Genomic DNA, 24496 nt, shown 5'->3' with positions numbered 1-24496 from the left:
GGGAGGCGCGGGGCGGGCCCACACCGCGCCTCCAGTCCGGTGTTTGGTGACGCCCACGGCGTCTGGTACAGTTCTCGAAGCCAAAGACCGCCGGATGTCGCCCTGCTCGCAAAGTGATTGTGAACATCGTGACCGAAGGTCCTCACTCGTGAGGCATCCCGCGCAGGTGTTCCGAACCACTCCCACCATCTGGTGAGAGCAGCTCCGAGCCTCTGCGCCGGAGCTTTTTTCGTTCGTGGACCTGGGGCTACCGGCAAGAAACCCCAAGGAGAACCATGGCGAACAAGGAAGCTGCGGTCGCCGAGCTCACGGAGTCCTTCCGTAGCTCGAACGCCGTTCTGCTCACCGAGTACCGCGGTCTCACGGTCGCGCAGCTCAAGGAGCTCCGCAACTCGATCCGTGAGCACGCCACGTACGCCGTGGTGAAGAACACGCTGACCAAGATCGCGGCGAACAACGCCGGCATCTCGTCGTTCGACGACGAGCTCGCCGGTCCGTCCGCTCTCGCCTTCGTCCACGGTGACACCGTCGCCGTCGCGAAGTCGCTGCGTGCATTCGCCAAGGCGAACCCCGAGCTCGTGGTGAAGGGTGGTTACTTCGACGGTAACCCGCTCACCGCGACCGAGGTGGACAAGCTCGCCGACCTCGAGTCCCGTGAAGTTCTGCTCGGCAAGCTCGCCGGCGCCTTCAAGGCCTCGCTGTTCGGTGCTGCGTACCTGTTCCAGGCCCCCTCTCGCAGGCCGTCCGCACCGTGGACGCCCTTCGCGAGAAGCAGGAGTCCGCGGCCTGATCAGGCTCGCGTTCCACAACCACACGTATTACTGAGTAGTAGGAGAAAATCATGGCGAAGCTTTCGCAGGACGAGCTCATCGAGGCCTTCAAGGAGCTCACGCTCATCGAGCTCTCGGACTTCGTGAAGAAGTTCGAAGAGGTCTTCGAGGTCACCGCTGCTGCCCCGGCCGCTGCTGCCGCTCCGGCCGCCGCTGCGCCGGCCGAGGCCGCTGAGGAGAAGACCGAGTTCGACGTCATCCTCAAGTCCGCTGGTGACAAGAAGATCCAGGTCATCAAGGAGGTCCGTGGCCTGACGTCGCTCGGCCTCGGTGAGGCCAAGGCGCTCGTCGAGACCGCCGACGCCAAGATCCTCGAGGGTGCGAACAAGGAGACCGCTGACAAGGCGAAGGCGACCCTCGAGGCCGCTGGCGCCACGATCGAGCTCGCGTAGTCTCGACCGTTCGGTTCACGAAGGCCGCTGCCCCTCGGGGTGGCGGCCTTCGTCGTGCGCGGGGTGCGGTGCGGCGGTGCGGCCCGAGACTCGGCCTGAGCGACTCTTCTCGCGACGAGGAAGCCGAGATCGGTCGCTCATGCCGAGTCTCGGTCTGCAAGGCCCAAGACTCGGGGGATCAGACGATGATCCTGTGCTGGCGGAACAGAGCGTTGAGTCGGTCGGGATCGACGAGATGCCACCAGGTCGGACGGACGACAGTCCGGACGCTGGGTACCGAACGGATCCGGTCCTCTCGGACCTTCTCGTGCCAGACGGCATCACCCGGCGCGCGGCCAGCGAGCATGCCCCGATCGGTGTACTTCTGCTTGCCGTCGAACTCGACGACGACGCCGGTGTCCTCGAACCAGAAGTCGACCCGGTCCACTGCGCCGCTCGCGTGCCGGAACTCGTGCTGCGCGGCCGGACGAGGGAAGCCGAGTTCGACCATCCGCACCGCCGCGAACGACTCTCCGACCGACTCGTGCAGCGGGTCGAGTGCCGCGGCGACGGTTCGGCACCTGACCGATCCGCGTCTGGGGCGCATCGGGAGTGCTGCTTCGAGGTCTCCGACCGCGAGCGTTCCGCTGCGAACCGCGTGGTCGATCGCCACCGCCGCCACGGACGGCTCGAGGGTCGTGGCGAGGTCGACAGCGGTGCGCAGCGCACTGGTGAGGCGCACCCCGGCGAAGGAGGACGGTCTCGTGCCGGTCTCCGGAGGACCAGCGTGCCGCACGAGGTGCGCTCGGTGTTCCGTCTTGCGCGTTGCACCGTCGGTCACGTGTACGCGTTGCGGGGGAGAACCGATCAGTGGCCAGCCGTACGCGATCGCGGCCGTCAGGTGGGAAAAGCAGCGTCGTCGCGGAGCTGCGGCGCCAGAGCGCGTGCGATCAGGAGGTGTTGTTCGATGCGGCTGGCCTCCCGCCAGACCTGCGCGTCGACGTAGACGCCGTCGGTGATCCGGACGAGCTGGCCCGCGCGGTGTCGCCGCTGGAGCAAGCGGGATCCGGTCGGGTCGAGACTCGTCGCTCGGAGAAGGCGCGTTCGTTCGGTTGTCATGGCTGGAGCCTCGCGGCCCGACGTGCGTCAGGTGCTCCGCGCGAGCCGGCCTGTGGAGAGTCCTTCGTGGTGGGGGACTGTGGACGAGACTCGGTGCTGGCTCCGCGATTCTCGCGGTGAACGACATTTCTCGCGTGCCAGAGCTCGAGAAGTGTCGCTCAGGCCGAGTCTCGGGGCGGGGCGGGCGGGTCAGCGCAAGGTGCTGTGACGGCGGCCGTAGGCCAGGTAGATCACGGCGCCGACGACCATCCAGATGCCGAAGGCGATCCACGTCGTGGCGCCGAGGAACACCGCCAGGAGCACGCAGCTCAGGGCGCCGAGGATCGGCACGACGGGGAACAACGGGACGCGGTACGAGCGCTCGAGGTCGGGCTGCGAGCGACGGAGCACGATGACCGACACGTTGACGAGCGCGAACGCCACGAGGGTTCCGATGCTGGTGGCGTCGGCGAGCTCGCCCAGGGGGACCAGGGCGGCGACGATCGTGACCGCGATGCCGATGATCAACGTGTTCGCGATGGGGTGCCGGTGCGTCGGGAGACCCGCCCGAAGACCTTCGGGACCAGACCGTCGCGGGCCATGGTGAGCAGGATCCGGGTCTGGCCGTAGAGCACCGTCAGCACCACGCTGGCGATCGCGATCACCGCGCCGATCGAAAACACCAGTGCGACGAGCGGCTGTCCGGTGACGTCGACGACGATGCGGACGAGCGAGGCCTCGGACGACGAGAAGTCCGTCCACGAACGGGCACCGATCGCGGCGATGGCGACGAGGATGTACAGCGCCGTGATGAGCGCGATCGAACCGATGATCGCCCGGGGGAGGTCGCGGCGCGGGTTCTTCGCCTCTTCGCCGGCGGTGGAGGCGGCGTCGAACCCGATGTACGAGAAGAAGAGCCTGGACGCCGCCGCGGTCACCCCGGCGGCACCCATCGGCGCGAGCGGTTCGAAGTTCTGCGCCTGGAAGGCCGTGAAGGCGACGAGCACGAAGAACACGAGCAGTGCGATCTTCACGACGACCATGACGGTGTTCACCCAGGCGCTCTCGCGGGCACCGGGGATCAGGACGACGGTGGCGAGCAGGACCAGGACGGCCGCCGGCAGGTTCACGACGCCGCCGTCGCCCGGAGGCGCGGACAGTGCCGTCGGCAGGTGCAACCCGAAGACGCGCAGGGTCTCGTCGACGTACTCGCTCGCGCCGACCGCGACCGCGGCCACCGAGACGGCGTACTCGAGGACGAGGCACCACCCGCAGACCCACGCGATGCCCTCGCCCATCGTGGCGTAGGTGTACGAGTAGCTCGACCCCGAGGTCGGGACGGCTCCGGCCATCTCGGCGTAGGACAGTGCCGAGAGCAGGGCCGCGATCCCGGCGACGACGAAGGAGATCCACACGGCCGGACCCGCGAGCGGCACGGCCGTGCCGAGCACCACGAGGATACCGGTACCGAGGGTCGCGCCGACGCTGATCATCGTCAGGTGCCAGACACCGAGCGACCGGCGGAGCGGTTCGCCGTTGACGCCGACGGCCGCCTCGGACTGCAGTTGCTCGATCGGCTTGCGGCGGGCGAGCTGCTGGCGGAGGGACGTGGGACGGGACGGCGCGGACGTCATGGGACCTCGGTGGTGCGGGGGCGGGGACGGCACATGCTCGCACGCCCCCTGAACGGGGTCAAATACGGCCGTCGGACTGCACCGCGGAACGGCGGCCGTCGAGCGAGCGCCGATGTCCGACGGCGGGGATACGGTTGCTGCATGAGCATGGGCGGCGGGATGCGCGGGGGCGGCGGTGGCGGTGGTCCGCGCGGCGGCGGCCGGATCTCCAGCGGTGACTTCCGTGCGCAGAAGGCCGCCAACGCCGAAGCGCCGAAGATCCCGCACCTGGTGAAGCGGATCGCCGGGCTGTTCGTCCCGCACCGACGGTCGATCGTCCTGACGGTCGTCCTCGTGCTGATCGGTGCTGCGATCTCGGTGATCCCGCCGCTGTTGACGCAGCAGGCGTTCGACCGGGGCCTGTTCCCACCGTCCGGCAGCCCCGACGTCCCGGTGCTGGTCGAGCTCGTGTCGGCGATGGTCTTCCTCTGGATCGCGAGCGCCGGGGTGGGCGTCTGGCAGACCTACCTGACGGCGACGGTCGGCAACAAGGTCATGGGCGCCATGCGGATGCGTCTGTTCGGACACCTGCAGCGCATGGAACTCGCGTTCTTCACCCGCACGAAGACCGGTGTCATCCAGTCCCGCCTGCAGAACGACGTCGGCGGCGTCGCGAGCGTGCTGAACAACACGATCTCGTCGGTGCTCGGCAACACCGTCACGGTCATCGCCGCCATCGTCGCGATGCTGCTGCTGAGCTGGCAGATGACCCTGGTCGCGGTCGTGCTGCTCCCGTTGCTCGTCATCGCGCAGCGTCGGGTCGGGCAGGTCCGTGCCCGCATCGCCGGGCAGACACAGGAGTCGCTGTCCGACATGACGGCGATCACGCAAGAAGCACTGAGCGTCTCCGGCATCCTGCTGGCCAAGAGCTTCAACCAGCAGCGCAGTGAGACCCGCCGCTACGGGGACGAGAACCGCAACCAGATCCAGTTGCAGGTCCGCCAGCAGATGTCCGGGCAGTGGTTCTTCGCGATCGTGCAGATCTTCCTGTCGATCATCCCGGCGATCATCTACCTCGTCGCGGCCTGGCTGATCATCGGCGACGTCCCGATCACCGCCGGCACCATCGTCGCGTTCACGACGGTGCAGTCGCGTCTGCTGTTCCCGACGGTCGGACTGCTCCGGGTGGTGCTCGACCTGCAGACCTCCGGAGCGCTGTTCGCCCGCATCTTCGAGTACTTCGACCTGAAACCCGCGATCACGGACTCGCCCACGGCGAAGCCCGTCGACGACACCATGGTCGGTCACGTCGCGTTCGACGACGTGACGTTCACGTACCCAGACGGCGAGGCCGACAAGCCGACGCTCCGCGGGGTCTCGTTCGACCTCCGGCCCGGCCAGTTCGCCGCCTTCGTCGGTCCGTCGGGCGCGGGCAAGACCACCGTGTCGTACCTGGTGCCACGGTTGTACGAGGCGACCGAGGGTTCCGTGCGGTTCGCCGGACAGGACGTCCGCGACCTCGTGCACGAGGACCTCATGCGCCACGTGGGGATCGTCAGCCAGGAGACGTACCTGTTCCACGCGACGATCGGCGACAACCTGCGCTACGCCAAACCGGACGCCACCGACGACGAGGTCGAACGAGCGGCACGGGCGGCGAACATCCACGACACGATCGCCTCGTTCCCGGACGGCTACGACACCGTCGTGGGGGAGCGCGGGTACCGGCTGTCCGGCGGCGAGAAGCAGCGGATCGCGATCGCGCGGGTGCTCCTGAAGGACCTCCCGTGCTCGTGCTCGACGAGGCCACGAGCGCGCTGGACTCGATCTCGGAGCGCGTGGTGCAGACCGCGCTGGACACCGCGGCTGCGGGGCGCACCACCATCTCGATCGCGCACCGGCTGTCGACGATCCGGGACGCCGACGTCATCTTCGTGCTCGACCACGGGCGGATCGTCGAGCAGGGAACGCACGACGAACTCCTCGCGCTCGACGGCACCTACGCGCTCCTGCACCGGCAGCAGAACACCCCGGCAGACGCCGTCGAGCGCTGAGCCGGCCGGCCGGCGCCAGCGCGCACAGACCGACCGGCGCCGACGCACGCGGCGCGTGCGCGGAACGGACAGGTGACCCGACGGCGGACGGGAGGCCCGTGACGGCGCCGCAGCGCGCCTCCCGGCCGACCGCGCCCCGTCTCCAGCCCGCCGTCGCGCGCTCGCCGTCCCCACCCCGCACCGCGACAGATGTCGCGAACGCGACCACCGAGGTCACGAAGCCGCAACGAACGTCGGATACCTGACACGAGTGTTGCTCGCGTGGTAGCTGTGGCTGACGCGCACGCGTGCACCCTGCCCTCCTGAGCGGAGTTCGAAGTGACTGCAGTCCCACCGACGTCCGACACCACCGGCCCCGGTTCCGACCCGATCCCGCCGACCACGACGCCGCAGGCTGGTGGCCCGCGCGTCGTGGAGGACGCACCACGCAGGAAGGGCAAGCTGCGGGCGTTCCTGACGAGCGGCTCGCTGGACATCCAGTCGAAGCTGCTGGTGATGCTGCTCGCGGTGAGCATCATCGCGGCGTTGGTCGTCGGCGTGGTCGGCTACCTGAACGGTCGGGCCTCGCTCGAGAACGCAGCGTTCAACCAGGTGACGTCCTTGCGCGAGGCCCGGATCACGGAGCTGAAGCGGTCGTTCGACCAGTTCACGCAGACGGTCGTCGCCCAGACCCGCAACGAGAGCGTGATCGGCGCGACGAAGGCGTTCTCGGCGGGGTGGGACGACCTGCGGGACCGTCCGGTGTCCGATGCCGACCACACGAAGGTCGACGCCTGGTACGCGGACACCTTCGTCCCGCAGCTGGACGAACGGAGCGGCGGCTCGGCGAATCCCGACCAGTTCGCGCCGACGACCGACCCGCAGGCCTACCTGCAGGCGCGGTACACGGCGCCGTTCGACGACTACGACAAGGCCGCGCAGCTCGACGACGCCGGTGACGGCAGCACATGGTCCGAGGCGCACGCCGAGTACCAGCCGTACTTCCGGCAGGCGGTCGAGTCCGCCGGCTACGAGGACCTGCTCCTCATGGACACCGACGGCGACGTGACGTACTCGACCTACTCGGGGGCGGACCTCGGTTCCAACCTGCGGGACGGCCCGTACCGGGACTCGAACCTGGCGAGCGGGTACGAGCAGGCGCTGCAGCTGACCAGTTCGGACGACTTCGTGGTGACGGACTTCGCCCGGTACGCACCGAGCCTCAACGTCCCGACGCTGTGGGTGATGTCCCCGGTGGGAGAGGACGGCAAGATCATCGGCGTGATGGCCGTGCAGGTGCCGGTGGACCTCATCAACCAGGTCATGACGGGCAACCAGGGCTGGGCCGACGACGGGCTCGGCGACACGGGGAGTCGTACCTGGTGGGGGCGGACCACCTGATGCGGTCCTACCCGCGCCAGCTGCTCGAGCACCCGAAGCAGTACCAGCGCGACGTGATCGCCGCGGGGACCGCACCCGGCACGGCCGCGCGACAGATCGCCGTGAAGGGGTCGGTGCTCCTGCAAGAGGTCAACACCACACCGGTCAGCCGGGCGTTGCAGGGCAAGTCGGGCACGGTGATCTCGACCGACTACCGCGGGAAGGAAGTGCTCGCGGCGTACGCCCCGCTGGAGGTGGACGGCCTGCGCTGGGTGGTCGTGGCGCAGATGGACACCGCCGAGGCCTTCGCCCCGGTGAACGACTTCGCCCGGAACATCGGGTTGTCCCTGGTCGCCATCATCGTCCTGGTGAGCCTGCTGTCGCTGCTGTTGGCGCAGGTCTTCGTCCGACCGATCCGCCGCTTGCAGACCGCGGTGAACCGGGTCAGCAGCGGTGATCTCGGGGTCGAGGTGCAGACGAAGGCCGGTGACGAGATCGGCGACCTCGGACTCGCCTTCAACGACATGAGCCGGAGCCTGCAGGTGAAGCAGGACCTGCTCGACGAGCAGCGGCGGCAGAACGACACCCTGCTCCTGACGCTCATGCCGGAGGAGGTCGCCCGGCGGTACAAGCAGGGCGACGAGACCATCGCCTCGGACCACCAGGACGTCGCGGTGGTCTACGCGGACATCATCGGGTACGACGACTTCGCCGCCGGCCTGACGGCGGAGGAGTCGCTGTCGCTGCTCAACGACCTGTGGCGGGCTCTCGACGAGGCCGCTGGTCGGCACGGCATCGAGCGGGTGCGCACGACGCGCAGCGGCTACCTGGCGAGCTGCGGACTGAGCGTCCCCCGTGTCGACAACGTGCGCCGCGTGGTCGACTGGGCGGAAGAGGCGCAGGGCGCGCTCGAGCGCTTCAACGCCCAGCACGGGTCGAAGGTCGGGCTGCGCGCCGGCATCGACACCGGGCAGGTGACGAGTGGTCTGGTGGGTCGTTCCAGCATCGTCTACGACATGTGGGGCGACGCCGTCAGCCTGGCCTACCGGGTGCAGGGCATCGCGCCGGCGCCCGGTGTCTACGCGACGCAGCGGGTGATCGACAAGCTCGGTGACCGCGGTGGCGTGCAGGACGTCGGGACGGTGCAGACCCAGACCGGTCCGCAGAAGGTCTGGAAGCTCGAGCGGGTGACGTCGTGATCGCCTTCTGGGAGCAGGCGTGGTTCTGGCCGTCGATCGGCGTGATCGTCGGGCTGCCGGTGATGCTCCTGGTGCTCACCGAACTGCAGTCCGCCCTGGAACGGCACCACAACCCGATGCACAAGGTCGTCGGGCTGTTCCGCAACGCGGTCGTCCCGATCATCGCGATCCTGGTGCTGTCGGTGCAGGTGACCGACGCGGTCGACCCCGGCAAGCCGGTCGTGAACCAGGTGATCGGCACGGTGCTGGGGTTCCTGGTCATCGTCTTCGTGCTGAACGGCCTGAACATCGTGCTGTTCACGAACGCACGCGAGGGCAGCTGGCGCGAGAAGATCCCGTCGATCTTCGTCGACATCGCCCGCATCGTGCTCATCGCCCTCGGGCTCGCCCTGGTGTTCAAGATCGTGTGGGGCGCCGACGTCGGCGGCATCTTCACGGCGCTCGGCGTCGGGTCCCTCGTCATCGGCCTCGCGCTGCAGTCCGCCGTCGGCCCGGTCATCGCCGGACTGTTCCTGCTGTTCGAGCAGCCGTTCCGCCTGGGCGACTGGCTCGACACCGGCGGGACGCGCGGCCGGGTGGTCGAGGTGAACTGGCGGTCGGTGCACATCGACACCGGTGCCGGCATCCTGATCATGCCGAACTCGTCGCTCGCCGGCTCGTCGTTCACGAACCTCAGCCGCACCGGCGGCACGTTCCCGGTCACGACCTCCGTCACCTTCACGACGGACGACCCGCCCGCCGCGGTCGTCGCGCTGCTGCAGCGGGTCGCGGCCGGTCTGCCGCAGCGGTACCCCGGCACGCAGCCCGTCGCGGTGCCGGCGGGCGGCGCAGCCTACGACCTGTCGTTCGAGGTGCGCGGCCCGTCGCAGGAAGCGGACGCGCTCGCCCAGTTCCGGATGTGGCTCTGGTACGCGGCGCGTCGCGAGGGACTCGGGCTCGACGGCGACACCACCGACGACTTCGTGACGGACGCCCGTCGCGACGAGGCGCTCGCGGCCATCGCCGCGACGCTGTACCTGAGCGGGGACGACAGCGTCGCGCTCGCCCCGGTCGTGCGCCTGGAGCGCTACGCCGCCGGCGAGGTCATCCACCGGGTGGGGACCGTGCCGGACTCGGTCCGGTTCGTCCTGTCCGGCAGCGTGGACCTCCGGGTCCCGTTCGAGGACGCCGAGTTGCCGGCGACCCGCGTCGAGGCCGGCGACTACGTCGGACAGACGGCGTTGACCCGGGAGGCCCTGCTCACGACCGCAACGGCGCTCACCGAGGTCGCGGTGCTGGTCATCCCCGCCACGGCGCTCGACCAGATCGTCCGGTCCACCCCGGCGCTGGCGCGCGACATGGGCGACGTGATCGACCGTCGACGCGCCGAGGTGTCCGCAGCGGTGTCCGCGCACGTCGCATCCCAGCAGAACGCGGTGACGGCGTCCTAGACTCGGGCCCGTGCGTTACGCGAACTCCGTGGTCGACCTCGTCGGCGACACTCCGCTCGTCAAGCTCAACCGCGTCACCGAGGGGGTGCGCGCGACCGTCCTGGTGAAGGTCGAGTACCTCAACCCCGGTGGGTCGTCGAAGGACCGCATCGCCACGCGGATCATCGACGCGGCCGAGGCCTCCGGCGACCTGCGACCCGGCGGGACGATCGTCGAACCCACCTCGGGCAACACCGGGGTCGGGCTGGCGCTCGTCGCCCAGCAGCGCGGCTACCGGTGCGTGTTCGTGCTGCCGGACAAGGTCGGCGAGGACAAGCGCAACGTCCTGACCGCGTACGGCGCCGAGATCGTCGTCACGCCGACCGCGGTGCCGCCGGAGCACCCGGAGTCGTACTACTCGGTGTCCGACCGGCTCGTCCGCGAGATCCCCGGCGCCTACAAGCCGAACCAGTACGCCAACCCGAACGGCCCGCGCAGCCACTACGAGACCACCGGTCCGGAGATCTGGCGCGACACCGAGCAGCAGATCACCCACTTCGTCGCGGGCGTCGGGACGGGTGGGACCATCTCGGGCACCGGGCGCTACCTGAAGGAGGCGTCCGACGGTCGTGTCCGCATCGTGGGCGCCGACCCCGAGGGCTCGGTCTACTCCGGCGGCACCGGCCGTCCGTACCTGGTCGAAGGCGTGGGCGAGGACTTCTGGCCGACCGCGTACGACCCCGAGGTACCGGACGAGATCATCGCGGTGTCGGACGCCGACTCCTTCGCGATGACCCGGCGCCTGGCGCGGGAAGAGGGCCTGCTCGTGGGCGGGTCCAGCGGGATGGCGGTCGTCGCAGCGCTGCGGGCCGCCCGCGACCTGACCGAGGACGACGTCGTCGTGGTGCTGCTGCCCGACGGCGGTCGCGGCTACCTCGGCAAGATCTTCAACGACCGGTGGATGCGCTCGTACGGCTTCGCCGAGACCGACGAGGCGCGCACCGTCGGGTCGCTCATCGCCGGCAAGGACGGCCGTCTGCCCGACCTGGTGCACGCGCACCCGGCGGACACCGTGCGCGAGGTCGTCGACATCATGACCAAGTACGGGGTGTCCCAGATGCCCGTGCTCAGCGCGGAACCACCGGTCGTCATCGGTGAGGTCATCGGGGCGGTCGCCGAGAAGGACCTGCTCGAACAGGTCTTCACCGGTGCCGCGAAGATGACGGACGCCCTGACCGGCTTCGTGGGCGAGCCACTCCCGTTGATCGGCGTGGGCGAGTCCGTGTCCGCAGCGCGTCGAGCCCTCGAGACGGTGGACGCCCTGCTCGTCGTCGAGGACGGCAAGCCGGTCACGGTCCTGACCCGCCACGATCTCCTGACCTACCTCTCCGAGTAAGGAACGCAGCCAGCATGACCGAGTTCAGCACCCGCGCCGTCCACGCCGGCCAGGAGCCCGACGGCCCCACCGGCGCCGTCATCCCGCCGATCCACCTGACGTCCACCTACGTGCAGGACGGCATCGGCGGGATGCGGAACGGCTACGAGTACTCCCGCGCCGGCAACCCGACGCGCGACTCCCTGCAGACGCTGCTCGCCGACCTGGACGGCGGCGTCGCCGCGTACTCGTTCGCGTCCGGTCTCGCCGCCGAGGACGCCCTGCTCCGGGCGGCGCTCCGTCCCGGGGCCCGCGTCGTGATGGGGAACGACGTGTACGGCGGGACCCACCGTCTGGTCAGCCGACTGCACGTGCCGTGGGGCGTCGAGCTCGTCGTCGTCGACATGAGCGAGCTCGACCAGGTCCGGGCCGCGCTGCAGGGCGCCCCCGAGGACACCGTGCTCTGGGTCGAGACGCCGACCAACCCGCTCATGAAGATCGCCGACATCGCCGGACTCGCGACCCTCGGGCACGAGGCCGGTGCACTCGTCGTCGTGGACAACACCTTCGCATCGCCGTACCTGCAGCAGCCGTTGTCGCTCGGTGCCGACGTCGTCGTGTACTCGACGACGAAGTACCTGGGTGGACACTCCGACGTCGTCGGTGGGGCTGTCGTGCTCGCCGACCAGGAGCTCGCGGCGAAGGTGCAGTTCCTGCAGTTCGGCGCCGGTGCGATCTCGTCGCCGTTCGACGCCTTCCTGACCACCCGCGGCATCAAGACCCTGGCGGTCCGGATGGAGCGGCACTCCACGAACGCGCAGGCCGTCGCCGAGGCGCTCGTCGCCGCGCCGGGCATCGAGCGCGTCTACTACCCGGGCCTCTCCGACCACCCGGGGCACGACGTCGCCGCCCGCCAGATGCGCGGGTTCGGCGGGATGCTGTCCGTCGCACTGTCCGGCGGACCGGACGCGGCCCGGCGCTTCGCGGAGTCCACGGAGCTGTTCGCGCTGGCCGAGTCGCTCGGGGTGTGGAGTCGCTCATCGGGTACCCGAGCGAGATGACCCACGCCTCGGTGAAGGGCACGGAGCTCGCGGTGCCCGAGAACGTGGTGCGGCTGTCCGTCGGCATCGAGGACGCCGGTGACCTGATCGCGGATCTGCAGCAGGCGCTGACGCGCTGACGCGGATCTGCAGCAGGCGCTGACGCGCTGACGCGCATCGCGCGGGGTTCCCGCCCCGCGCCGTCGGCGGTGTCGTCCCCCGCCCCTACGATGAGCGGGTGAGCACCACGGCGACGAGGACGGGCCTGCTGAGCGGGCGGTACGCCCTCGCGACGATCGGCATGGTCGCCATCGTGGGCGTCGCGGCGTTCCAGAACCTGGCGATGACGACGATCATGCCGGTGATCAGTCGCGACCTGGACGGCGAGGCCCTGTACGCCCTGGCCTTCGCGGCACCGCTCGCGGCCGGGGTGCCCGGCATGGTGCTCGCCGGCAACTGGACCGACCGCGCCGGCGGCCGGATCGTCGCCTGGGTCTCCGCGCTGCTGTTCGCCGTCGGGACCGCCGTGGTCATGCTCGCGCCGACGATGGAGGTCTTCCTCGTCGGTCGACTCGTCGAGGGCTTCGGTGCCGGCGCGATCGACGTCGTGCTGTACGTGCTCGTCGCCCGGATCTTCCCCGCCGAGCTGCACGGACCGGTGTTCGCCGGGTTCGCGGCCGCCTGGGTGGTCCCGGCGCTCATCGGCCCGGCGATCGCCGGCATCGTCACCGACACGTGGAACTGGCACTGGGTCTTCGCGGGGGCGCTCGTGATCGCCGTGGGTGCGTTCAGCGTGCTCGTGCCGACACTCGGACGGCTGCAGGCACCGGCGGTCGAGCTGCGGCCGCCGTGGCAGCGGATCCGGATCGGGTGGTCGGTCGCCGCAGCCGTGTCGATCCTGCTGCTGAACGTCGCGCCGGACCTGACCCCGTGGGGGATGGTGGCCGCGGTCGTGGTCGGCCTGGTCGGGACGTGGTTCGCGCTGCGCCCGCTGCTGCCGACCGGCACCTTCCGCGCCGCCGCCGGACTGCCGTCGGTGGTGTTGCTGCGCGGGCTCGTGGCGGCGTCGTTCTTCGGCAGCGAGGCGTACGTGCCGTTCCTGCTGCAGGCGAAGCACGGCCTGTCCGCGTCGGCAGCGGGGCTCGCGCTGACCGTCGCCGCGCTCAGCTGGGCGGCCTCGAGCTGGGCGCACGGTCGGCTGGGGGAGCAGCGCCTGACCGCACGTCGGACCTTCGGTGTCGGACTCGCGCTCGTCCTGGTGAGCCTGCTGGCGGCCTTCGCGGTGGCGACGCTCGACCTGCCGTGGTGGGTGCTCGTCGCCGGCTGGTTCGTCGGCGGCGCGGGCATGGGGGCGATCTACCCGCGGACGTCGATGCTCACCCTGCGGTTCTCGGGCGAGGGTGACGACGGGTTCGCGAGCTCGGCGCTCACCATCGCCGACGCCGCCGGCAGTGTCATCGGCCTGGCGGTCACCGGGCTGCTGTTCACCGCGACCGGGGTGCCGCGGGCTCGGTGTCCTTCCCGCTGGTCTTCGCGGCGATGATCTGCTTCGCTGCACTGGCGGTCGCCGCGGTCCGGCGGCTCGGACCCGTCCCCGCGCCGGTGTCGTCGGCGTCACCGGACCGCGCGGCCGGGTAGCGTGGCAGACCGGACCGAAGAGGAGACTCCCGTGGTGCGCATCGTCGCTGCAGCCGTCGTCCTGACGGCCGCCCTCGCGCTGGCCGGGTGCCAGGGCACGACCTCCGCTGCTCCGACGCCGGTGCAGAGCACGGATCTGACCAGCTCCGACGGCGGGTTCGACAAGCAGGCCGTCATCGGCGTCGTGCTGCTCGACGACGACGCGGCCCTGGGCGAGGACCTGCGGACCGGCCTGGCCGATGCCGGGTTCCGTCCCGACGTCCGGGTCGCACCCGCGTCCGGTGCGGCGGCGTCCCAGCGGACCGCGGTCGCGCAGCTCGTCCGCAAGGGCGCCAAGGCCCTGCTCGTGCACGCGGCTCGGCCGTCCGCGCTCACCGGGGTGATCCAGACCGCGCACGACGCCGGCGTCGTGGTGGTGTCCCTGGGCGATCCGCTGCCGGCGAGCGGTACCGGCGGCGACGGTGTGTCGGCCGACTACCGGGTGCCCGCAGGAGCGGACGACGCAGACCTTGCGGCCACCGCGGTCGAGGTCGTGCAGTCCTTGCAGCGCGGCGAGAAGCCGGAGACCGAACCGAGCGACGGCGACACGACCGACGCCGAGTGAGCCGAGCCGCGCAGCGCGGTGCCACCAGGGCGGTCAGCGCCGCCGCTCCAGGCGGCGCCGGTCCGCGCCGCCGAGCCAGGCGGCTCAGCTCAGCTCAGCTCCACCAGGCCGGGAACGACAGCGTGATCGTCTCGACCAGCGCCTTCCGCGACCGTCGGGGCCCGGCGAGCCACGCCTCGATCGCCCCGACGAAGCCCTGCGCGACGTAGCCGGCGGCCACGTCGTCGAGGAGCTCCGGGCGTCGGTCGGCGTCGAGTTCGCGGATGTGCAGGGCGCTCGACTCGGTGAAGTGGCCCACGAGCAGCCGGTGCAGTGACGCGTCGTTCGGGTCCGGCAGTGCCTTGGCGTAGATGTCGCGGTGGGTGGTCACGTGCTCGACGACCGCGTTGATGCCGCGCCGTGTGATGGTCGCGAGCTCGGCCGCGTCGGCCCCTCGCGTTGCTGCGGCCCGCCGGTCGTCGGCGTCGTCCTGCCGGATGCGGTCGAGCTCCGGCGTGAGCACGTCGGCGAGCAGCGATCCGGGGAGACCGCGTGCGAGTAGAACGTCGCGCGGTTGATTCCGGCGGCTCGGGTGACGTCCGCGACGGTGATCTCGGAGACGGGGCGGTCGGCCGCCAGTCGCAGGATCGCTTCGCGCAGGGCGGCGGTCGTGTGCAGGATCCGGGCATCCACCATGACGCCCACCCCTTCTGATCCGGTTCACCCGGAGGCCCCCGAGCAGTCCGACGGTACCGCATGGCACGGGATCGGCCCGCTGACGGCGGGTGGCAACACGCGGGCAATCCGTGCCGGCGGCGTCGGGAGTGTTCCGTCGGCCCGTAGGATGGTTCCGCGGACGAATCGATTCGATCGACGCCGCGATCACCTCCCCGCCCCTCACCGCCGAAGGACTCCTGCTCGTGACCGCGCCCGCCACCACCGGTTCGCTCCGGGTCGTCCTGCACCCCGGAGACTCCCTCTCCCGTGGGCAGCGACTCGTCTACGTCTTCGTCCTGGGCGCCCTGACGGCGCTCGGGCCGTTCACGATCGACCTGTACCTGCCGGCGTTCCCGGCGATCAAGGAGCAGTTCGGCGTCACCGACGGCGCCGTGCAGCTGACGCTCACGGCGACGACGCTCGGGTTCGCGTTCGGGCAGCTGCTCGTCGGGCCGTGGAGCGACAAGGTCGGCCGCCGGTTGCCGCTCATCATCGCGACGACGGTGCACATCGCCGCGTCGATCGGCGCGGCGACCGCTCCCGACATCGAGCTCCTCGCGGTGTTCCGCGTGCTCCAGGGCATGGGCGCGGCCGCCGGCGGTGTCGTCGCGATGGCCACCGTGCGCGACCTGTTCGGCGGCAAGCCACTCGTCCGGATGCTGTCCCGCCTGGCGATGGTGAACGGACTGGCGCCGATCCTCGCGCCGCTCATCGGCTCGCAGATGCTCCAGTTCACCAGCTGGCGCGGCATCTTCGTCTTCCTCGCCTGCTACGGCCTGGCCGTGGTGATCGCGTCGATCCTGCTCATCGTCGAGACCCTGCCCCCGGCCCGTCGTCGCGAGGCCGGCCACTCCACGATCGGTCAGCGGTACAAGGCGCTGTTCTCCGACCGGATCTTCGTGGGCGTCGCGCTCATCGGGGCGATGGTCTTCAGCGGGTTGTTCTCGTACCTCAGCTCGTCGCCGTTCCTGTTCCAGGGTGTCTACGGACTCGACGCGCAGCAGTACGGACTGCTCTTCGCGGTGAACTCCGTCGGCGTCGTGCTCGGTGTGCAGATCTCCGCGCGGTTGGCGCAGCGCGTCGGGCCGCAGTGGATCCTCGCGTGCTCGACGGCGACCCTGTTCCTGGCGTCGATCGCGATCATCGTGCTCGACCAGCTCGGTGCGGGGCTCGTGGGCGTGCTCGTGCCCCTGTGGTTCTTCATCGCGGCGTGCGGGTTCTCGTTCCCCCTCGTCCAGGTCATCGGCCTGGCTGCGCACGGCAAGGAGGCCGGAACGGCGGCGTCGCTGCTCGGCGCCCTGAACTTCGGCGTCGCCGGCCTGATCTCGCCGATCGTCGGTTGGCTCGGCATCACGACCGCGACCCCGATGGCGATCGTGATGGCCTCGACCGCGGTGATGGCCATCCTGATCCTGTGGTTCGTGGTGCGGCCCCGGACGGTTCCCGAGCTCACGCACTGACGGGTTCTCCACAGCTGCCCGGAACAGCCGGACAGCGGCCCCCGCGCGTCCATAGGCTGTGCCCATGAGTGACGCGGTGGAGCAGGCACGGGCAGCGGCCGAGGCCGCCAAACAGGCAGCGGACGAGGCACGCCGGTTGGCCGACGAAGCCGTGCAGCGGGCCGAGGAGCTCGCGGCCGCGCTCGCGGCACAAGCACAAGCACAAGCACTCACGCCGGACGCCGAACCGGCCGTCGCCGAATCCCCGGCACCCTCCGGACAGGAGGCCCGGCTCGCCCCCGACGCGGAGCCCGCCGCCGCCACCCCACCGGCTCCAGAGCCCACCACCGCTGGACCCACCCCAGCCGTCCCGGACGACGCGCCGGCGGCCCCCGACGCGGCCGTCCCGGCACCGGCGGACGCCCCCGCGGCCGGCACCGCGCCTCCCGGCAGTGGCGGGGGCCCGCTCGGACCGGACGCCGTCGCCGCGATCCGCACCGGCTACACCGTCGAGGGGCAGGCGCTCGAACTCGGTGCCCTGGTGAACGGCGAGGCGCAGCCCGACGTCCAGGTCCGCATCCCGCTCGGCATGCTGAACCGACACGGGCTGGTCGCCGGCGCGACCGGTACCGGCAAGACCCGCACGCTGCAGGTCCTCGCCGAACAGATCGCGGCGAACGGCGTGCCGGTCTTCGCGGCCGACATCAAGGGCGACCTGTCCGGGCTCGCGGTGGTCGGGCAGGGGAACGAGAAGCTGCTCGCGCGCACCGCGGGCATCGGCCAGCAGTGGCAGGGTGTCGCGAGCCAGGCGGAGCTCTTCTCGCTCGGTGGTCAGGGCACGGGCGTGCCGATCCGCGCGACGGTGTCCGGGTTCGGGCCGTTGCTGCTGTCGAAGGTGCTCGGCCTGAACGACACCCAGGAGTCCTCGCTCGGACTGGTGTTCCACTACGCCGAGCAGGCCGGGTTGCCGCTCGTCGACCTGGCCGACCTGCGGAGCGTGCTGACGTTCCTGGTGGGCGACCAGGGCAAGGGTGAACTCGCCGAGCTCGGTGGTCTGTCGAAGCAGACCGCCGGGGTGATCCTGCGCGAGCTCATCACGTTCGCCGACAAGGGTGCCGACCAGTTCTTCGGCGAGCCCGAGATCGACACGCAGGTGTTCCTGCGCACGGCGGCGGACGGCCGGGGATCGTCAGCCTGCTCGAGGTCCCGGGCGTGCAGGACCAGCCCGAGGTCTTCTCGACCTTCCTGATGTGGCTACTGGCCGACCTGTTCAACGAACTGCCGGAGGTCGGCGACCAGGACAAGCCGAAGCTGGTGTTCTTCTTCGACGAGGCACACCTGTTGTTCAGCGGGGCGTCGAAGGACTTCACGGACCAGATCGTGCGGACCGTGCGGTTGATCCGGTCGAAGGGCGTCGGGATCTTCTTCGTGACCCAGACCCCGAAGGACGTGCCGAACGACGTCCTGGCGCAGCTCGGGTCGCGCATCCAGCACCAGCTGCGGGCGCACACCCCCGACGACGCGAAGGCGCTCCGGGCAACGGTGTCGACCTACCCGTCGAGCGACTACGACCTGGGCGAGGTGCTGACCTCCCTCGCGACCGGCGAGGCGATCGTCACCGTCATGAACGAGAAGGGCGCGCCGACGCCGGTCGCGTGGACCCGGTTGCGCGCGCCGCAGGGCTCGATGGACCCGATGCCCGCCGCCGAGATGCAGTCGCGGGTGCAGGCATCACCGTTGCTCGCGACGTACGGCACCCGGGTGGACCCGGACTCGGCGCACGAGATGCTGGCACATCGGATGGAGGCAGCTGCTGCCGAGGCGGCGGCGGCGGACGCGCAGAAGGACGCAGCCCTCGCGGCGGCCGAGGCCGAGAAGGAAACCGCGCGGGCTGCGGCGACCGCGGCCAAGGAGGCCGCGGCGCAGGCCAAGCAGGAGGAACGCGAGCGGGCTGCTGCGCAGAAGGAGTACGAGCGGACGCAGCGCGAGTTCGAGAAGGCCGAGCGGGCTGCGGCGTCGCGGCGTTCGGGCCGGTCGGGGCGGAGCACGCGGACGACGACCTCACGGAAGGCGGACGACCCGCTGTCGGACCTGCTCGGGTCACGGCTCGGCGGCACGATCGCGAAGGAGGTCGTGCAGGGGATCTTCTCGACGCTGCGCCGACGTCGGTGACGTCCAGCAGCGCCGAGCGTCAGCGACCGAGCAGGCCGGTGAACTCGACGACGAGCAGACCCAGGACGACGAGTGCTGCCACGCCGCCGACGAGCAGGTAGGCCGGCCGCTGTTCGTACCAGGCGCGGCTCGACGGGTAGCGCTTCGCGAAGACCCGGGCCGAGACCGGACGTGCCTCTTCCGTCACCTGGACGCCCAGGGCGTCGACGACCTGGGCGAGCCCGTCGTCGCCCCACACGTCGGCACGGATGCGGAACAGGTGGGCGCCCGTCGCGTCGAACGCCACGAGCTCGCGCATGGTGCGGTCGACCGAGCTGCCGTAGGTGGTGGCGAGCACCAGGCTGTGCACACGGTCGCGGGGGATCCGACGGTGCGCGGTGACCACGCCCCGGATCGTCAGGCCGTCGGGGTCGATGCCGATGTACGCCGTGCTCAGTCGGACGAAGACCACTCCCACGAGGACCGCCAGCGCGACGACCACGGTCGCGACCATCGCCCACGTCCGGAACGGGAACGACACCCAGACCAGGGCGACGGCGAGCGGCACGGCCGAGAACACGATGCTCAACGCAGTCGAACGGACGAGGGACCGGCGGGGGCGGAGGACGACGTCGTACACGGTGGCACGCAGGTGCGGCGTCGCTGGCACCGTCATGTCCCCCATGCGCGTCTCCTGAACCCTCGGGTCTCCCGGGCACGCCGAATCGGCCGCCCTGCGAGCGACGCCCCTGCCGCTCGATGCACCGCGGTCGACTCGTCCCGGAGTCGTCCGCTCCGGCAAGCATAGGCGCACGACGGGGACCGGGGACAGCCCGTTCCACCCCGGATCGGCGTTTGACGGCCAGTCCTTGGCGAACAGGGGACAGGTGGGTCCGCCGCGTGGGGGACCAGCCGACGCGACCACGACGCGCGCAGCCCGGAACGACGAAGGCCCCGCACTCGGTGCGGGGCCTTGCTGGCGGAGAATGGGGGATTCGAACCCCCGAGGGCTTGCACCCAACACGCTTTCCAAGCGTGCGCCATAGGCCACTAGGCGAATTCTCCTTGCGCTGTCTCGCGACGGCGACACCCAATGGTACAGGTTCCCGGGGGTGCTCACGACCGTGTGTCGTCGAGGCGGGTGCTCCCAGTTGTCGTGACATGTCCGGCGACTACCCTGGGACGCGTGTCGACCCGCATCTACATCACGTCAGCAGAAGGGCACACGGGCAAGAGCACCGTCGCCCTCGGTGTCCTCGAGACCCTCGCGCGCTCCGTCGGCCGCGTCGGCGTGTTCCGCCCCGTCGCCCGCTCGGTCGCCGAACCCGACTACGTGCTCGAACTGCTGCTGCAGCACACCGCGGTCGGGATCTCGTACGACGACGCCGTGGGGGTCACCTACGACGACGTCCACGCGGATCCGGACGCCGCGCTCGGCACCATCGTGAACCGCTTCGCCCAGGTGGAGCGGCAGTGCGACGCGGTGGTCGTGCTCGGGTCCGACTACACCGACGTCGGCAGCCCGACCGAGCTGTCGTTCAACGCGAAGGTCGCCGCGAACCTCGGCGCCCCGGTGCTCCTCGTCCTCGGTGGTCGTGACGCCGCCGAGCGCGGTGCCCGCACACCCGAGGGGATGGCGCAGGTCGCGGACGTCACGACGAGCGAGCTCCGGGCGGCACACGCGCAGCTGTTCGGCGTCGTCGTGAACCGCGCCGACCCCGAGGCCCTCGCCGCGATCGTGGCGAGTGTCGAGCGGGCCGTGCACGACGACCACCCGGACGTGCCCGTGTGGGCGATCCCGGAGGACCGCGTCCTCGTCGCCCCGACCGTCCGTGCGCTGCTGCAGGCGACCGACGCCACCCTGGTGCGCGGGGACGACGCCCTGCTCGACCGCGAGGCACTCGGCACCGTCGTCGCCGGCATGAGCATGGAGAACGTCCTGCCGCGCCTGATCGAGGGTGGCATCGTCGTGGTCCCCGGTGACCGCAGCGACGTGCTCATCGCGACCCTGCTGGCGAACCAGTCGGACACGTTCCCGAGCCTGGCCGGCGTGATCCTGAACGGCGGGTTCGAGACCGCACCGCAGATCTCCCGGCTGCTCGAGGGGCTGTCGAGCTCGCTGCCGATCGCGCAGAACGACCTGGGCACGTACGACACCGCCCTCCGCATCACGCAGACCCGCGGGCGCCTGGCGGCGGACTCGCCCCGCAAGGCCGACCTCGCGCTCGCCCTGTTCGAGCAGCACGTCGACGCCGAATCCCTGCGCGACCGTCTGCAGCTCACGCCGTCCGGCGTCGTCACGCCGCTCATGTTCGAGCACGGGCTGCTCGACCGGGCACGAGGGTACGGCAAGCACATCGTGCTGCCCGAGGGCGAGGACGACCGCATCCTCCGCGCGGCGTCGACGCTGCTCGCCCGCCAGGTCTGCGAGCTGACGATCCTCGGCGACCCCGCCGCGATCCGCACCCGCGCGACCGAGCTCGGACTCGACCTCGACGCCGCCCAGCTCGTGTCGCCGTTCGACCCCGAGCTCCGCGAACGCTTCGCCGAGGAGTACACCCGGCTCCGCGCACACAAGGGGATGTCGATCGAGCTCGCGCGCGACACCGTGACCGACGTCTCGTACTTCGGCACGATGATGGTCCAGCTCGGACTCGCCGACGGCATGGTCTCCGGCGCGAAGCACACCACCGCGCACACCATCCGGCCGTCCTTCGAGATCATCAAGACCCGTCCGGACACGTCGATCGTGTCGAGCGTGTTCCTGATGGCGCTCGCCGACCGCGTCCTGGTCTACGGCGACTGCGCGGTGATCCCGGACCCGACGAGCGAGCAGCTCGCCGACATCGCGATCTCGTCGGCCGAGACGGCGACCCAGTTCGGCATCGACCCCCGCGTCGCGATGCTCAGCTACTCGACCGGCGACAGCGGCACCGGCGCCGACGTCGACAAGGTCCGTGCCGGAACCGCGTTCGTCCGCGAACGCCGTCCCGACCTGCTCGTCGAGGGCCCGATCCAGTACGACGCCGCAGCCGACCCGACGGTCGCGAGCACGAAGATGCCGGACTCCCCGGTGGCCGGCAAGGCGACCGTCTTCATCTTCCCGGACCTCAACACGGGCAACAACACGTACAAGGCCGTGCAGCGCTCCGCCGGAGCGGTCGCCATCGGGCCCGTCCTGCAGGGACTGCGCAAGCCGATCAACGACCTCTCCCGCGGCGCCCTCGTCAGCGACATCGTGAACACCGTCGCGATCACCGCGATCCAGGCCGGCACCGCGTCCGACGCGGCCTGACCTGCGCGACGCACACCGCGCCTCCCGTCCGGCCGACCAGGCCATGAGCAGAAAGCGACACCACCCGTGACCGCAGCCCTCGTCGTGAACTCCGGATCGAGTTCGTTCAAGTACCAGCTCATCGAACTCGAGGGGAGCGCACGCTCGCCTCCGGGCTCGTGGAGCGCATCGGCGAGTCGGCCGGCGCGTGGAAGCACACCAACGCGCTGACGGGGGAGTCGTCGTCGAACGACGCCGCGTCCGTGCCGGACCACGCCGCCGGGTTCCAAGCGATGATCGACGCGTTCGCCAAGGTCGGTCCGTCGTTCGACGAGCACCCGCCGGCCGTCGTCGGCCACCGCGTCGTGCACGGCGGCACCACCTTCGACCGCGCAACGGTGGTGACGGACGACGTCGAACGACAGATCGAGGCGCTGAACAGCCTCGCGCCGCTGCACAACCCGGCAAACCTCGAGGGGATCCGGGCCGCGAAGCAGGTGTTCTCCGACGTGCCGCACGTCGCCGTGTTCGACACCGCGTTCCACCAGACCATGCCGCCGCACGCGTACACGTACGCGATCCCGGCCGACCTGGCGACGAAGTACTCCATCCGCCGCTACGGCATGCACGGCACGAGCCACAAGTACGTCTCGGAGCAGGCAGCGGTCTTCCTCGACCGCCCGCTGTCCGAGCTGAAGACCATCGTGCTGCACCTGGGCAACGGTGCGTCGGCCGCGGCGATCGACGGCGGGAAGTCGATCGAGACGTCGATGGGCCTCACGCCGCTCGAGGGCCTCGTCATGGGCACCCGCTCCGGCGACCTCGACCCCGCCGTCCTGCTGCACCTGCACCGCGAGGCCGGGCTGTCCTTCGACGAGCTCGACACCATGCTCAACAAGCAGTCCGGGCTGCTCGGCCTCACCGGCAACGGCGACATGCGCGACGTCCAGGACGCCGCCCTCAACGGCGACGAGGTCGCCGAGGCGGCACTCGCCGTGTACCGCCACCGGATCCGCCGATACGTCGGCGCCTACACGGCGCAGCTCGGCGGGCTCGACGCGGTGGTCTTCACCGCCGGCGTCGGCGAGAACAACGCGCTGCTGCGCCGGCGTGTGCTCGCCGGGCTCGAGCACCTGGGCATCGAGATCGACGCGGACCGCAACGAGCTGGGATCCCGGGAGGCCCGGGTCATCTCCACGGACACGTCACGTGTCGCGGTGCTCGTCATCCCGACGAACGAGGAACTGGAGATCGCCCGGCAGTCGGCTGCGGTCGCGCTCTGACGCGGGGCGGGCTGCGCGGTGCGCGCCGGGCTGCGCCGCCGGTTGTCCGCACGGTGCGGCCTGCATGGGCTGGTGCGGGGTTGGTGGCTGGGTGCGCGCTTGTGGCGCGGCACGGAGCGTGCAAGCTCGCACGGGGTGACGAGGTGCGCACGGTGCGGACGGGGCGCGCGCCTCAGGACAAGGCGTCGAGGGCCGCGGGGATCGGCGTGTTGCCGCTCGTGACCTCGAACTGGACTCCGACCGCCGAGTCGTCGAGCAGCGCGTGCAGCACGACCGTGGCGACGTCGGCACGGGGGATCGAGCCGCGCGGGACGGTCCGCCCGACGTCGACCGTTCCCTGCGGCGGGGTGTCGAGCAGGCCTCCGGGACGCACGATCGTCCACCGCAGCCGTCGGGCGCGCAGGTTCGCGTCGGCCTCGGCCTTCGCCCGGAGGTAGACCTGGAACACGGCGGCGTCGTCCTTCGCGGGGACCACCGCGGCCTCCGGGTCGTAGGTGTCCGCCGCCATCGCCGACACCATCACGTAGCGGTCGATGCCGGCGCGCTCCGCGGCGTCCGCGAGCAGGATCGCGCCGTCCCGGTCGACGGTGAGCTTGCGCTCCGCGCCGCTGTTCGGGCCGGCGCCGGCGGCGAAGACCACGGCGTCGACCCCGCGGAGGCGCAGTGCCAGGTCGTCGTCGCCGAGCTGTTCGAGATCCGCGACGATCGCCGTGGCACCCTGCTGCTCCACGTCGGCGACGTGCGCGGGGTTGCGGACGATCGCGACGGCGTCGTGTCCGGCGTCGGTGATCTGGCGGGCGAGGAGCAGTGCGATCTGGCCGTGTCCTCCGGCGATGGCGATCTTCATGTGTCAATCCTGCCCGGTCGCATCCGGTAGAGTTGTCGGCGGCTCCTCACGTGACGCCATCCAGGTGAACTCCCCCAGGGCGGAAACGCAGCAAGGGTAGCCGGGCTCTGGCGGGTGCGTGGGGAGTCTTTTCTGTCTCCGCGCGTCTCCGCATGTCTGTTTCGTAACGGGTTGCGGACAGCAACCTGATCGTGTGTAAAGATCTGCCTCAGGAAT

Annotated in this window: 14 protein-coding genes, 1 tRNA gene, 1 other RNA gene and 7 pseudogenes; 15 read left to right on the top strand and 8 right to left on the bottom strand. The window is 70.6% G+C overall.

Translation table 11 applies throughout. The features are described 5' to 3' along the window. Positions 1 to 275 precede the first annotated feature (275 nt). Together rplJ and rplL are read left to right on the top strand one after the other, a co-directional pair. Positions 276 to 790, top strand: a pseudogene (gene rplJ, locus ACZZ0J_RS06150) (50S ribosomal protein L10). 51 nt (positions 791 to 841) lie between these two features. Beyond that, positions 842 to 1222 (top strand): 50S ribosomal protein L7/L12, encoded by a 381-nt coding sequence (gene rplL / locus ACZZ0J_RS06145; RefSeq protein WP_017888664.1) that lies wholly within the window; start codon positions 842 to 844, stop codon positions 1220 to 1222. 178 nt (positions 1223 to 1400) lie between these two features. Here the strand turns inward: rplL and ACZZ0J_RS06140 are convergent, their stop codons facing one another. The 3 genes and pseudogenes from ACZZ0J_RS06140 to ACZZ0J_RS06130 form a co-directional block, all read right to left on the bottom strand. Next, a complete protein-coding gene (locus ACZZ0J_RS06140; RefSeq protein ID WP_463435491.1) occupies positions 1401 to 2042 on the bottom strand; it encodes a hypothetical protein in 642 nt (213 codons plus the stop codon). A gap of 56 nt (positions 2043 to 2098) precedes the next feature. Continuing rightward, positions 2099 to 2260, bottom strand: a complete 162-nt coding sequence (locus tag ACZZ0J_RS06135; protein ID WP_463435490.1) for a hypothetical protein — start codon at positions 2258 to 2260, stop codon at positions 2099 to 2101. A 249-nt stretch (positions 2261 to 2509) separates the two neighbouring features. Beyond that, positions 2510 to 3933: pseudogene (locus ACZZ0J_RS06130) on the bottom strand (amino acid permease). Between the two features lie 159 nt (positions 3934 to 4092). Between ACZZ0J_RS06130 and ACZZ0J_RS06125 the strand changes: the two are divergent. The 8 genes and pseudogenes from ACZZ0J_RS06125 to ACZZ0J_RS06090 all read left to right on the top strand — a co-directional run bounded on the left by ACZZ0J_RS06125 (position 4093) and on the right by ACZZ0J_RS06090 (position 14590). After that, positions 4093 to 5966 (top strand): annotated as a pseudogene (locus ACZZ0J_RS06125) (ABC transporter ATP-binding protein). 318 nt (positions 5967 to 6284) lie between these two features. Then, on the top strand, positions 6285 to 7346 hold the full coding sequence (locus ACZZ0J_RS06120; RefSeq protein ID WP_463435488.1) for a PDC sensor domain-containing protein: 1062 nt from the start codon (positions 6285 to 6287) through the stop codon (positions 7344 to 7346). Further along, complete coding sequence (locus tag ACZZ0J_RS06115) at positions 7346 to 8524, top strand: adenylate/guanylate cyclase domain-containing protein (protein WP_463435486.1); 1179 nt, start codon at positions 7346 to 7348, stop codon at positions 8522 to 8524. The genes ACZZ0J_RS06120 and ACZZ0J_RS06115 overlap by 1 nt, the downstream gene beginning before the upstream one ends. Then, complete coding sequence (locus tag ACZZ0J_RS06110) at positions 8521 to 9954, top strand: mechanosensitive ion channel domain-containing protein (protein WP_194646384.1); 1434 nt, start codon at positions 8521 to 8523, stop codon at positions 9952 to 9954. The genes ACZZ0J_RS06115 and ACZZ0J_RS06110 overlap by 4 nt, the downstream gene beginning before the upstream one ends. A 10-nt stretch (positions 9955 to 9964) precedes the next feature. Further along, on the top strand, positions 9965 to 11329 hold the full coding sequence (locus ACZZ0J_RS06105) for a cystathionine beta-synthase (RefSeq protein ID WP_463435483.1): 1365 nt from the start codon (positions 9965 to 9967) through the stop codon (positions 11327 to 11329). 14 nt (positions 11330 to 11343) lie between these two features. After that, positions 11344 to 12488, top strand: a pseudogene (locus ACZZ0J_RS06100) (cystathionine gamma-synthase). A gap of 98 nt (positions 12489 to 12586) precedes the next feature. Then, a complete protein-coding gene (locus tag ACZZ0J_RS06095; protein WP_463435481.1) occupies positions 12587 to 13891 on the top strand; it encodes an MFS transporter in 1305 nt (434 codons plus the stop codon). Between the two features lie 126 nt (positions 13892 to 14017). Next, entirely contained in the window at positions 14018 to 14590 is a 573-nt protein-coding gene (locus tag ACZZ0J_RS06090; protein ID WP_194646380.1) for a substrate-binding domain-containing protein, read from the top strand. Positions 14591 to 14684: 94 nt separating this feature from the next. On the opposite strand, the gene ACZZ0J_RS06085 is transcribed toward ACZZ0J_RS06090, so the two are convergent. Both ACZZ0J_RS06085 and ACZZ0J_RS06080 read right to left on the bottom strand, forming a co-directional pair. Further along, positions 14685 to 15092 (bottom strand): hypothetical protein, encoded by a 408-nt coding sequence (locus ACZZ0J_RS06085; protein ID WP_463438243.1) that lies wholly within the window; start codon positions 15090 to 15092, stop codon positions 14685 to 14687. A gap of 41 nt (positions 15093 to 15133) precedes the next feature. After that, a pseudogene (locus ACZZ0J_RS06080) lies at positions 15134 to 15265 on the bottom strand (hypothetical protein); the annotation flags it as partial. A 224-nt stretch (positions 15266 to 15489) separates the two neighbouring features. On the opposite strand from ACZZ0J_RS06080, the gene ACZZ0J_RS06075 reads away from it, so the two are divergent. Further along, complete coding sequence (locus ACZZ0J_RS06075) at positions 15490 to 16746, top strand: multidrug effflux MFS transporter (protein WP_463435479.1); 1257 nt, start codon at positions 15490 to 15492, stop codon at positions 16744 to 16746. 64 nt (positions 16747 to 16810) lie between these two features. Then, positions 16811 to 18897, top strand: a pseudogene (locus ACZZ0J_RS06070) (helicase HerA-like domain-containing protein). Positions 18898 to 18916: 19 nt separating this feature from the next. Here ACZZ0J_RS06070 and ACZZ0J_RS06065 read toward each other — a convergent pair. Together ACZZ0J_RS06065 and ACZZ0J_RS06060 are read right to left on the bottom strand one after the other, a co-directional pair. Then, positions 18917 to 19561 (bottom strand): hypothetical protein, encoded by a 645-nt coding sequence (locus ACZZ0J_RS06065; RefSeq protein WP_123292133.1) that lies wholly within the window; start codon positions 19559 to 19561, stop codon positions 18917 to 18919. 292 nt (positions 19562 to 19853) lie between these two features. Continuing rightward, a tRNA-Ser gene (locus tag ACZZ0J_RS06060) sits at positions 19854 to 19941 on the bottom strand. Between the two features lie 121 nt (positions 19942 to 20062). On the opposite strand from ACZZ0J_RS06060, the gene pta reads away from it, so the two are divergent. Beyond that, the gene (gene pta / locus ACZZ0J_RS06055) at positions 20063 to 22171 is read left to right on the top strand and encodes a phosphate acetyltransferase (RefSeq protein WP_123292134.1); all 2109 of its coding nucleotides are present in this window, start codon (positions 20063 to 20065) and stop codon (positions 22169 to 22171) included. A 66-nt stretch (positions 22172 to 22237) separates the two neighbouring features. Beyond that, a pseudogene (locus ACZZ0J_RS06050) lies at positions 22238 to 23433 on the top strand (acetate/propionate family kinase). 172 nt (positions 23434 to 23605) lie between these two features. Here the strand turns inward: ACZZ0J_RS06050 and ACZZ0J_RS06045 are convergent. Next, entirely contained in the window at positions 23606 to 24280 is a 675-nt protein-coding gene (locus ACZZ0J_RS06045) for an SDR family oxidoreductase (RefSeq protein WP_131845678.1), read from the bottom strand. A gap of 37 nt (positions 24281 to 24317) precedes the next feature. Between ACZZ0J_RS06045 and ffs the strand changes: the two genes are divergently transcribed. Beyond that, positions 24318 to 24414: signal recognition particle sRNA small type (ffs, locus tag ACZZ0J_RS06040), an RNA gene on the top strand. Positions 24415 to 24496 lie beyond the last annotated feature (82 nt).

The organism is Curtobacterium sp. AC272, from assembly GCF_979258155.1.
The sequence above is the reverse complement of the archived record's forward strand: the minus strand, read 5'-3'. Positions and strand labels throughout refer to the sequence as shown.